At 33.4% G+C, this 11,154-nt stretch carries 9 protein-coding genes and 1 pseudogene; 6 read left to right on the top strand and 4 right to left on the bottom strand.

Going from position 1 to position 11,154, the window contains the following annotated elements; genetic code table 11:
- Nucleotides 1-101: 101 nt before the first annotated feature.
- Both ACIQ2X_RS09340 and ACIQ2X_RS09335 read left to right on the top strand, forming a co-directional pair.
- Nucleotides 102-1,376: an O-antigen translocase gene (locus ACIQ2X_RS09340; RefSeq protein WP_396178661.1), complete on the top strand. Its 1,275-nt coding sequence runs from the start codon at nucleotides 102-104 to the stop codon at nucleotides 1,374-1,376.
- 5 nt (nucleotides 1,377-1,381) lie between these two features.
- Entirely contained in the window at nucleotides 1,382-2,410 is a 1,029-nt protein-coding gene (locus ACIQ2X_RS09335; RefSeq protein WP_396178660.1) for a glycosyltransferase family 2 protein, read from the top strand.
- Here the strand turns inward: ACIQ2X_RS09335 and ACIQ2X_RS09330 are convergent.
- Nucleotides 2,397-3,296, bottom strand: coding sequence for a glycosyltransferase family 2 protein (locus ACIQ2X_RS09330; protein WP_396178659.1), 900 nt, complete (start codon nucleotides 3,294-3,296; stop codon nucleotides 2,397-2,399). The genes ACIQ2X_RS09335 and ACIQ2X_RS09330 overlap by 14 nt on opposite strands.
- Before the next feature lie 44 nt (nucleotides 3,297-3,340).
- Between ACIQ2X_RS09330 and ACIQ2X_RS09325 the strand changes: the two genes are divergently transcribed.
- Together ACIQ2X_RS09325 and ACIQ2X_RS09320 are read left to right on the top strand one after the other, a co-directional pair.
- Entirely contained in the window at nucleotides 3,341-4,171 is an 831-nt protein-coding gene (locus ACIQ2X_RS09325; RefSeq protein ID WP_396178658.1) for a glycosyltransferase, read from the top strand.
- A 6-nt stretch (nucleotides 4,172-4,177) separates the two neighbouring features.
- Complete coding sequence (locus tag ACIQ2X_RS09320; RefSeq protein WP_396178657.1) at nucleotides 4,178-4,573, top strand: sugar 3,4-ketoisomerase; 396 nt, start codon at nucleotides 4,178-4,180, stop codon at nucleotides 4,571-4,573.
- Here ACIQ2X_RS09320 and ACIQ2X_RS09315 read toward each other — a convergent pair.
- From ACIQ2X_RS09315 to ACIQ2X_RS09305, 3 genes are read right to left on the bottom strand one after another with little or no spacing between them, the layout of a single operon-like run.
- Nucleotides 4,570-5,724, bottom strand: coding sequence for a glycosyltransferase family 4 protein (locus tag ACIQ2X_RS09315; protein WP_396178656.1), 1,155 nt, complete (start codon nucleotides 5,722-5,724; stop codon nucleotides 4,570-4,572). The genes ACIQ2X_RS09320 and ACIQ2X_RS09315 overlap by 4 nt on opposite strands.
- Nucleotides 5,721-6,626, bottom strand: coding sequence for a glycosyltransferase family 2 protein (locus ACIQ2X_RS09310; protein ID WP_396178655.1), 906 nt, complete (start codon nucleotides 6,624-6,626; stop codon nucleotides 5,721-5,723). Before ACIQ2X_RS09310 ends, ACIQ2X_RS09315 begins: the two co-directional genes overlap by 4 nt.
- On the bottom strand, nucleotides 6,626-7,309 hold the full coding sequence (locus ACIQ2X_RS09305) for a cell division ATP-binding protein FtsE (RefSeq protein ID WP_396178654.1): 684 nt from the start codon (nucleotides 7,307-7,309) through the stop codon (nucleotides 6,626-6,628). Before ACIQ2X_RS09305 ends, ACIQ2X_RS09310 begins: the two co-directional genes overlap by 1 nt.
- A 204-nt stretch (nucleotides 7,310-7,513) precedes the next feature.
- Here ACIQ2X_RS09305 and ACIQ2X_RS09300 point away from each other — a divergent pair, with 204 nt between their 5' ends.
- Nucleotides 7,514-10,531 (top strand): tetratricopeptide repeat protein, encoded by a 3,018-nt coding sequence (locus ACIQ2X_RS09300; protein ID WP_396178653.1) that lies wholly within the window; start codon nucleotides 7,514-7,516, stop codon nucleotides 10,529-10,531.
- 34 nt (nucleotides 10,532-10,565) lie between these two features.
- Nucleotides 10,566-11,154, top strand: a pseudogene (locus ACIQ2X_RS09295) (TonB-dependent receptor); the annotation flags it as partial.

The raw sequence follows: 11,154 nt of genomic DNA, 5'->3' as shown, positions 1-11,154 counted from the left end.
AACTGAAAAGATTCACAATGAAGTTCTCTCTTTACCAATGAGTCCAGTTTTAACCGAAGAAGAAATGGGTTTTGTAATTGAAACTCTTAATCAATATTAATTTGAACCTTTTCAAAAAAATACTGCAAAACCAACTTTTCAAAATCTCTTCTTTAAACAGTTTTAGCGTTTTGATTAAAATGGGAATTGGAGTGATTACTTCCAATGTCTTGGCTGTTTTTGTAGGAGCCGGTGGAATGGCCTACATTGGGAATTTCCGAAATTTTACCAGTGCTTTAGAAGGGGTTTCTACACTGGCATTTCCGTCTGGAATTGTTAAATATGTCGGCGAAAATGAAAATCAGGAAAAAGAACTTACTAAAATTATAACCACTGTTTTACTGACTTTTTTAGGCTTAGCCGCAATTTTAAGTATTTTAATTTTTAGTTTTTCAGAGGTGCTTTCCGTAAAAATATTTGGAAATGATTTGCAATACACCATTGTATTTAAAGTTCTTGCTGTTGTTTTACCATTTAGTGTGCTGTCGGTACTTTATATCAGTATTATCAATGGTTTGGGAAAGTACAGCAAACTCATTTACGCTACCATTATCAGTAATGTTCTGGCCTTAATCTTAACGGTTTTCCTAATTTTTCAGTTCAAGTTAGTCGGTGCATTGCTTTCTATAACGATGCAATCGGTGGTGCTTTTTACAGTTACATTTTTTTATGTGCCAAAAGAATTGCAAATTTTAGGACGAATTAATATCAAAGAATACGATTTTTCGGTAATAAAAAAATTAGCAGGATTTTCATTTATGGTTTTGCCATCCATGCTAATTAGTCCTTTTTTGATGTTGGAAATTCGGAAGTTTTTAATCGTTCATGTTGGTTTAAAAGATGCCGGTTTTTGGGAGGCGATCACTAGTATTTCCAACTTATATCTGATATTTATAACCACATTGGTAAGCGTTTATTTCTATCCTGAACTTATCAGAGCGAAGAATAAATGGGAAACCAAAGCGGTTTTTTACCGTTTTTACAAAGTAATAATTCCCATTTTTATTGGAAGTGGGATTGTGATTTATTTTTTAAGGTTTTTTATTTTAAAGATTTTGTATACGGATGAATTTCTACCTGTTGCCGATTTATTTATTTGGCAATTGATTAATGATTTCTTCAAAATCTGCGGAATGATTTTAGGTTTTCAATTTTTAGCAAAAAAAATGGTTCTGCCATATATTTTATTGGAATTGCTGTCCAATATATTTCTGTATTTTGTCAGTATCTATTTGATAAAAATAGTTGGAATTCAAGGTGTTTTGATGGCAATGGCTTTAGAACAATTTTTATATTTCGCAGTATTATTGTTTTATTTTCGTAAAACATTATTTTGATTTCAATGGATGATTCACTTTTTATTTCTGTTTTTATTCCAGTGTATAACGGGGAAAATTATTTGCGAGAAACCCTGCTTTCCGTTCAAAATCAGTCGTATACGTATTTTGAAGTTCTTATGGTTGATGATTCTTCTACAGATTCTAGCTTGCAAATTTTGAATGAATTTGCCAAAGTTGATTCAAGGTTTAAGGTTTTTACAAAAGAAAATGGTGGAATGGTAGCTAATTCTATGAACTTTATACGTCCAAAAATTAGGGGAGATTACTTTTTTTATGCTTCACAAGACGATCTCTTTTCGTCTGATTTGTTCGAAAAAATGGTTCAACGACAAATTGAAACTGATGCAGATTCGATATTGCCCGATATGGAAGTATTCTACGAAAAACAAATTAACAATAAGCAAATCATTGGTCTGAATGGAAATCGAAAGGTAGAATTATCCGGAAAATTGGCATGCGAAAAATCTTTGACTTGGAAAATCCATGGTTTTGCTTTGTTTAGATCTCGTTTGGTAAAGGCTGAATTTTTTCCTGAAGATGCTTTCGATTCAGATGAATATGTAACACGAAAATTGTTTTTGAATAGCAATAAAGTGGTGTTTAGTGAAGGTGTTTTTTATTACCGACAAGACAACCCAAATGCTATTACCAAAACTTTTGGAAAGAAAAATTTTTATATTTTGAATTCGTCTTGGAAACTTTATTTATTAATAAAACAAAATACTTTTAGCGATGCTGTAATTTTCTCACAACAAATAGGGATTTTGCAACAATACGCTGATATTTATTCGACGTTTAGAAACTGCCGATTTGAAGTAGCATCTGAAAAAGTTGATGTCGAAATTTTTCTTGCCGATTTTAAAAAGAAGCATTTAACTAACTCATTTTTATTTCACAATTTTAGATTTATTATTCTAAACTTAAAATGGAAATATATTTTGTGGGTGATTATTTACGAAACATCTTTCCTTTTTCGATTAGTTATCAACTATAAAGCGCGATTCAAAGGTAATTTAATCAGAGTGTCTTAATTTTCAATCGAACTTTCAATTCAAAAATAATATATTTAAATAATAATAGTAAGTCCCGAGTGGCAAAAGCAACGGTCATTTCATAATGAACTCTTTTTAGCATTGCAATAAATTCTTCCTTATTTTTATTCAATGCAAATACTTTTTTTAGAATCAGATAGGTAGAATAATTAAATTTACGCGTCTTTTTATTCCACTTTTTAAAAGCCTGGGTTTCTAATGAATTTTCAAGCATTCTTTTGACAATTAGAATTTCATCGATATAATCAAAATTATACAAGCGGGCGGCTCGAATCCAAAAATCGTAATCTTCGTACGCCAAATTTTCGTCGTAACCGCCAAGTGTGTCAAAAACTTCTCTTTTAACCATTGAGGCAACAGCACCCATATTATTCGTCCCGTCTAGTAAACCGATGTAAATATCTCCGGTACGCTCAGGATTTAGGCGTTTGTAATTGGCATCTACAGGTAAGAAATATCTTAGATGTTTTTTATCATTAGTAACTAATTCTAAGTTGCCGTAAACAATGCCTAGATTTTCATAAGTAGAATTAGCAAAACCTTTGAGCTGTTTCTCAATTGTTTCTGGCAATAAAATATCATCAGCAGCAAGATCAATAATGTATGCTCCTTTGGCTATTTTCAAACATTGATTAAATGTGGTCGTGTTCCCAACATTTTTTTTATTCTTAACAAAAGAAATTTCAGGATGAATTTTTAGCCAGTTTTCAATTACTTGAACTGAATTATCGGTACTGAAATCATCTGCTATAATCAGTTCAATGTTTTTATAAGTTTGATTGATAACAGAATTTAGTGCTTCCTCAACATATTCGGCGTGGTTGTAACAAAGACAGATAACAGTAACTAAAGAGTCGTTTTGCATTATAAAATAATAATAGTATTATATTTGCTAAAATATAAATTTAATTGAAAAATACGTATACAGTTAATGATTTAGAATTTTTAATTTCTACGCAAAACCAAGTTTCGTTAGATTTTTTAATTCCAATATTTAAAGGGTATGACTTAACGAAGACACCTATTTTGATTATTAATCAAACGCAATCAAATGTATTGTTGCGGTCGGAATTTGATTCTATCAGAGTAATTAACTCTTTTGAAACTGGGGTTGCAAAAAGCAGAAATTTAGCTTTGCAAAATGCGTTAGGAAAAATTGTTATTTTTACCGATGATGATGTAGAATATTTTGAGAACACACGTGAAATTATTATTGATGCTTATAATAACAATGCAGCACCAGATTCAATCTTGTTTCAAGCTCAAAAAAATAGTACGCAATTATTAAAGCCTTATGCTAATAAGCCTCAAGACCCTATTACCACACTTTCAATTCTAAATTGCGGTACGATTGAGATTACTTTGAAAACTGAAAATATTGATTCAAGTATTTTTAAATTTGACGAACGATTTGGTAATAATTCATTTTTTGAATTAGGCGATGAACCTTTGTTTTTAATGAATTTAAAAAGAAACAATAAGAGAATTATTTTTATTAATAAAACTATTGTTCAACACGAAGGAGTAACTACTGTTTTGAGAAACAGCAAGGAAAAAAATTATTTTGGTTTGGGTGCATTTTACAAACAAATATTTCCAAAACACCATTATTTATGGGTTTTTTTAAAAATATTCTTCGATGTGAAACAAGGAAAAATTAAAGTATTTGATATTTTAAAAGTACTTTCATCTGCCGCAGATGGACGTAAAAAATTAATTGCAACAAAAACAAAAATTTAAATTAATATGAATATTGCGCTAATTTCAATTCCAAAAATTGAAGACAACCGAGGAAATTTGTCGGTTATCGAAAACGATGTTTTACCCTTTGAAATGAAACGGGTGTACTATTTATATGACGTTCCGAGTGGTGCCGAGCGAGGTGGACATGCTCATAAAAATCTCAAACAATTTTTGGTAGCTTTAAGTGGAAGCTTTGATGTGATTTTGAATAATGGAAAGGAATCGCAAAAAGTGACCTTAAACAAACCATTTGAAGGATTGCTTATAAATCCAGGAATTTGGCGCGAACTCAATAATTTTTCGTCGGGAAGTGTTTGTTTGGTCATCGCTTCTGCCGTTTTTGATGAAAGTGATTACATCCGAGAATATGCAGAATTTTTGAAATTTGCAAAGTTTTAAAACTCGTTTTTCAAAACTTTTTTGTAAATATTATGTAAGGCTTCAAGATGATTTTCGAAAGAAAAATGAGATACAAAATGGGTGGCATTTTGTTCTAATTCTCGTCGTAAAGCGGAATTAGATAAAAGTTTCTCAATTGTTTCTTGTAATTTTTCAACGTTTCCGTAGGGAAAAATCAATCCACTTTTAGTTCCAGCAACTTCTTTTTGAATGCCTAGTAAATCACTTATTACGACTGTTTTACCAAATGCAAAACTTTCTAAAATTACATTTCCATACGATTCCAAAATTTCACTGGGTACAATTGTAATTTTAGCAGAAGCATAAATTTCTATTAGTTCGTCGCAGCTTTTTGCTCCTAAAAAAGCAATATTTTTAATTTTATTTTTTTCGATATACTTTTCAATTTCAGATTGAAAACTTCCAGAACCTACAATTTTTAATTGTTCGTTAGGAAAATTTTGAAGCAGCTGTTGAAAAGCCTTTACTAAAGTCAAAACGCCTTTTTCAACTTCTAATCGACCTACAAATAATAAATAATCGGATTTTTGCGTATCTACATCCGGATTTGAAATCACAACGGGGTTAGGAAGTGTAGCTCCTTTTTTTTCAAATTCAAGTCCAATCATTTCGGTCAAATTTGTGGATGGCGAAAGGAAATAGGAAATGTTTTTTTTTATAATTGATTTGTGATAGGATTGTTTCAAATTAAGAATGCCATCAAATAAAATAGTTTTTTTAGGATGATGATGCAGGATGCAATTTATAAAATTATGCTTTTTGGATAGTGAATTTTCAGATATGTCAAGCATATATCCTTTCGGACAAATGTAGTAGTAGTCATGGAACGAATGAATTATTGGAATGTTTTTACTTTTTGCATAGCTCATAAAATGAGGCGTAACCGTGGCACCAATACTAAAACTGTGAATTAAGTCGGGTTTGAATGTATCGATTTCTGCTATAATAGCTGTAGTTGTTGCAGCATTATAGAATTTTTGATACCATTTAGTTTTTTTATCAGCAACACCAAACCACTTAAACTCAATTTCTGTTTCGTTGTTTTGGGCATATTGAGTCAAGGCTTGTAAATAATTCTCTACGCCACCAAGTGTATTACTGAGGTAATTATTTACAATTAAAACTTTCATTTTGTTATATTTTTCAACCGAATTATTTTGCAAAAATAACCCAATCGATATAAGTCGAATACAAATAAGGAAGGTTTCTCAGAAAGTAAGTTTTTAATCATCGCATTTTCAAATTTCTTGAAAAAGAATGCTTTTAAAGCTGTTAAACGCCATTTTTCAATTTTTTCAAATGCAGGAATCAACCCCGAATCTTCTGCCGATAGTATTTTTCTTTGGTGTAAATCGACCAAATTTCGAACCGCAGTTTTCGATTTTTCGATAAAAATGGTAGACAATTCTTCATTTTGATGCATGCACGGATTGTCTATTTGAGTAATCGCAACTTTCTGTTGCTTCAGTTTTTTTAAAAAAACCAAATCTTCAAAACCATACGTAGTGATCGAAGTATCAAAAGCATTCGCAATGAAAATCTTTTTTTGAATCATCAAATTCCAACTAAAAACAATATCATTGGGATGCTGAAGTCGATAGTTCAAACTTTTGGATTCTCGAGCGTGTCCATAAATCCATCGAAGTAAAGTATTTTTAGAAGGTTTTTTTTCTGAATAAATTACGCCTCCAAAAACTGCTTGTGGTTTCTTTTTTAAAGCGTCAACATACAATTGAATGTAATTTTTTTTGGAAGGAAAAGCATCAGCTTCTAAAATCAAAACGTTTTCAAATTTTGATAATTCAACCAATTTATTGATATTGACTCCGCGACCTAAATTTTTTTGGTTAACCAAAAATTTGCAGTTTTCTAAAGCCTTAATTTCTTCATTTTCTAAAAAAATCTTTTTTGAATTGTCGTCTAAAACAATTATTTCATATTCGATTCCGCAAGTTTGACATTGTCCATTCAGCTCCAAAACAAGCGGATAAACATTGTAATTATAAGTGGGAATTAAAATGGAAAGCATCATTAAACCGCTCTCTGTACGACTTCAAAAATAGTTCCGCCTTCGCACTTCAAGGTTTTTCCAGGAAATTTCATAATCAAAGCATAATCGTGCGTTGCCATAATAACAGTCTTTCCATTTTCGTTGATTTTTCGCAAAACCGCCATCACTTCCACACTGGTTTGCGGATCTAAATTTCCAGTGGGCTCGTCGGCCAAAATCAGTTCGGGATCGTTAAGCAAGGCTCTGGCAATGGCCACACGTTGTTGTTCGCCACCCGAAAGTTGGTGTGGCATTTTAAAAGAAGACGCTTTCATATCGACTTTTTCTAAAACTTCGTCTATTTTATTTTGCATTTCCACATTGTCTTTCCATCCGGTTGCTTTCAATACAAAAAGCATGTTGTCGCTGATGCTTCGGTCGGGGAGGAGTTTGAAATCTTGAAAAACGATTCCGATTTTTCGACGTAAAAACGGAATATTGCTTTCTTTTAAACCTACTAAGTCATAATCTACAATGCTGCCTTCGCCCTCAATTAGCGGCAAATCGGCATAAAGTGTTTTCATCAAACTACTTTTTCCAGATCCTGTTTTTCCAATAATGTAAATAAATTCCCCATGATTAACTTCCAAATTTACATTCGTAAGTATCCTGTTTTTTTCTTGATAAATAGTTACATTTCTTAAAAATAAAACGTTTTCTGCCATGATTTTTTTCAGATTTAGTTTGGTAAAAGTACTACGTTTCAAATCGTATTCAAAATAAAATTGGCTTTCAAGGCGGATATATTTTAAATTCAATAATTAAGTACGTTTTTTTCTAAATAGCGTCAAAACGTAATACTAAATTTTAATTTTAGTACGTTATACCCAATGGAATTTATATATTTGAATTTTTTAAAACCAAAACCAATGCATAAATATTCTTGGCTACTGTTCCCTTTACTTAGTGCTGGAATGACCACCACTGTTTCTGCCCAACAGTCAGAAATTTATACCAACCAACTCAAAGATTTTAATCGCGCTGTTGAACTCTACAACGACAAACAATATTTATCGGCTCAGCTCTTGTTTATCAACGTGCAGCAGCAGAACAACAATATGGATGTGCAAGCCGATTGTACTTATTATGTTGCCATTTGTGCCATTCGCCTCAATCAAAATGGAGCTGATGAATTGATGGAAAAGTTCATCCAAAATTATCCTACGAGTTCCAAGACAAACCAGGCCTACACCGAAGTGGCGCAATTTTATTTCGAGCAAGGTCAATATGCTCAAGCCATGGAATGGTTTGACAAAGTAGACGAAAATACGTTAACGACTGACGAAAGCGACCGTTTCAATTTCCAAAAAGGCTATGTTTTTTATACCCAGAAAAACAAAAAAGAAGCTACTACTTATTTTAATAAGGTATCTAATTCTAAAGAATATGGTTCGCAAGCCAAATATTACTTAGGATTTATGGCTTATGAAGCGGATGATTACACGGAAGCAACCAAGCAGTTTGACCAAGTTTCGGGCGAAGAAAAGTACCAAGACAAAATGTCGTATTTTCAAGCCGATATGAATTTTAAAGCAGGGAAGTTTCAGGAATCCATTGATCTGGGAAAAAAAGCGATGGCAAAATCCAATGCGCAAGAAAAATCGGAGTTGAATAAAATTATTGGCGAGAGTTATTTTAACTTAAAGCAATACGACCAAGCCATTCCGTACTTGAAAGAGTACAAAGGAAAAAAAGGCAAGTGGAACAACACGGATTATTACATGTTGGGTTATGCTTACTACCAACAGAAAGAGTACGAAAATGCCATTGCGCAATTCAACAAAATCATCGACGGAAAAGATTTTGTGGCGCAAAATGCCTACTATCATTTGGGTGAAAGTTATTTGAAAACCAATAAAAAGCCACAAGCCTTAAACGCGTTTAAAAGCGCTTCTGAAATGGAATTTGATTTGAAAATTCAAGAAGATGCGTATTTGAATTATGCCAAATTGAGTTACGACATCGGAAATCCGTACCAAAGTATTCCAAGTGTGTTGAGTTCTTTTATCGAAAAATACCCTACAAACGCCAACAATCCTACGATCGAAACCTTATTGATCAACTCTTATATTACTTCTAAAAATTATAAAGAAGCGCTGGTTTTGTTAGAAAAAAATAAAAGTTTCGAAAACAAGCAAGCGTTCCAAAAAGTAACATTTTACCGCGGGTTGGAATTGTACACCGATGGAAACTACAGCGAAGCTTTAGCCATGTTTAAAAAATCAATTGCCGAACCTCGAGATGCAAAGTTTACCGCTCGTGCCACGTTCTGGAAAGCCGAAACCGAATATGTTTTGGATAATTTCAGCGATGCAATCATCAGTTTCAAGCAGTTTGAAGGAAATGCAGAAGCCAAAAATACACCCGAATTCAAAAATATCGATTACAACATTGGCTACACGTATTTCAAACTGAAGAATTATGAACAAGCGGTAAAACATTTTGATGCCTACATTAAATCGAATAAAGCGGATAAAGTACGGTTGAACGACGCCCTTTTGCGTTCAGGAGATAGTAATTTCGTAAACGGAAAATACTGGCCTGCAATGGAAGCCTATAATAAAGCCATCGATATGAATGGTATTGACGCCGATTATGCAGCTTTTCAGAAAGCCATCAGTTATGGTTTTGTGCAACGAAACGAAAAGAAAATCGAGGATTTAAACAAGTTTATATCGACCTACACGAAATCAAAATACCGTGATGATGCGTTGTTCGAACTGGCAAATACCTATACCGCCGAAAATAAAACTTCGGATGCAATTAAAACCTACGACAAATTAATTGCCGAATATAAAGATGGATCGTATACCGGAAAATCAATTTTGCGTCAGGGTTTAATTTATTACAACGGCGATCAACCGCAACAAGCTTTGGTAAAATTTAAAAAAGTGGCTGCTGAATTTCCCAATACTCAAGAAGCCTTACAAGCAGTTTCTACAGCACGATTGATTTATGTAGACAGTGGAAAAGTGGACGAGTATGCCACGTGGGTAAAAACGCTTGATTTTATCGAAATTTCTGATTCAGAATTGGATAACGATACTTACGAATCGGCTGAAAAGCAGTATTTACAAAACAACAGCAAGCAAGCCATTTCCGGATTCAGTTCGTATGTGGCACAATTTCCAAACGGGATTCATGCATTGAAAGCCAACTTTTATTTAGGACAACTTTATTTTGCTGATAATCTCGAAAATAACGCGGTTCCAAATTACGAATTTGTGATTTCAAAAGCACGAAACGAATTCACCGAGCAAGCCTTGGCACGACTTAGTTCGATTCATTTGAAAGCCAAAAATTACGACAAAGCCATTCCCGTTTTGAAACGATTGGAAACCGAAGCTGATTTTCCACAAAACATTACTTTTGCGCAAGCCAACTTGATGAAAGCTTATTATGACAAAGAAGATTATGCCAGTGCAGTAGCTTCTGCAGATAAAGTTTTGGCCAACCCTAAAACGGATGATAAAATCCGAAGCGATGCTCAAATTATTGTGGCGCGTTCGGCTGTGAAAACCAAGGATGAAGCAAAAATTCGTTCGGCTTACGCCAAATTACTGACGATTGCCAAAGGAGAAGTTGCCGCAGAAGCTTTGTATTACGACGCCTTTTTTAAAAACAAAGACGGAAAGTTTGAAGATTCCAATAAGGCGGTTCAAAAATTAGCCAAGGATTATTCGGGTTATAAATATTTTGGAGCCAAAGGATTGGTATTGATGGCCAAAAATTTCTATGCTTTGAAAGACAGTTACCAGGCGAATGTTATTTTGGAAGCGGTGGTCAAAAACTTCTCCGAATTTCCTGATGTCATTGCAGAAGCAGAAGAAAACCTAGCCATTTTGAGAGCCGAAGAATCGAAAACCAATTCGTCTATTCAAAACTAATGCAGCTTTATTTTAAATTTTCAAATCAAAAAAGATGATGCACAAAATCAATTATAAAATTTCAATCGTACTTCTTTTTGCAGGCTTACAAACCACTTTTGCGCAAAAAAAAGACGAAAATATAGGAACAGAAGTGGTGAATGTAGTGAAATCCTACACGCCAACGGTTTCGGACGCCTTTAAAGTCAAGGAAACGCCTACACTTGACGATGAAGAAACGGCTAAAAAAGAAGTAATCAATTACAACATTTTTTCATTTCCAGTTGCGTCAACTTTTGCTCCAGCCAAAGGTCGCGCTGCATCAGTTGATAAAACGGCACAAGAACGATTGTTTAAAAATTACGCCACATTGGCTTTTGGAAGTTATGCAGCTGCAAACGCCGAATTGTATATCACCGAAGATGTCAACGACACCGATTTTGTTGCTGGAATGTTACGCCACCAATCGGCTCAAGGAAATATCAAAGGGGTAAAACTCGACGATAAATTCTATGACACCGGTTTGGATTTGACTTACGGAAGCAAGCAAGATTCCTACAATTGGAACATCGATTTGGGGTATCAAAATCAAGTGTACAATTGGTATGGATTGCCTGAATTTTTTGGAAACAATTTAACGGAAA

The organism is Flavobacterium sp., from assembly GCF_044368625.1.
Classification (GTDB): Bacteria; Bacteroidota; Bacteroidia; order Flavobacteriales; family Flavobacteriaceae; genus Flavobacterium.
This window is presented reverse-complemented; position numbering and strand designations above follow the sequence as displayed.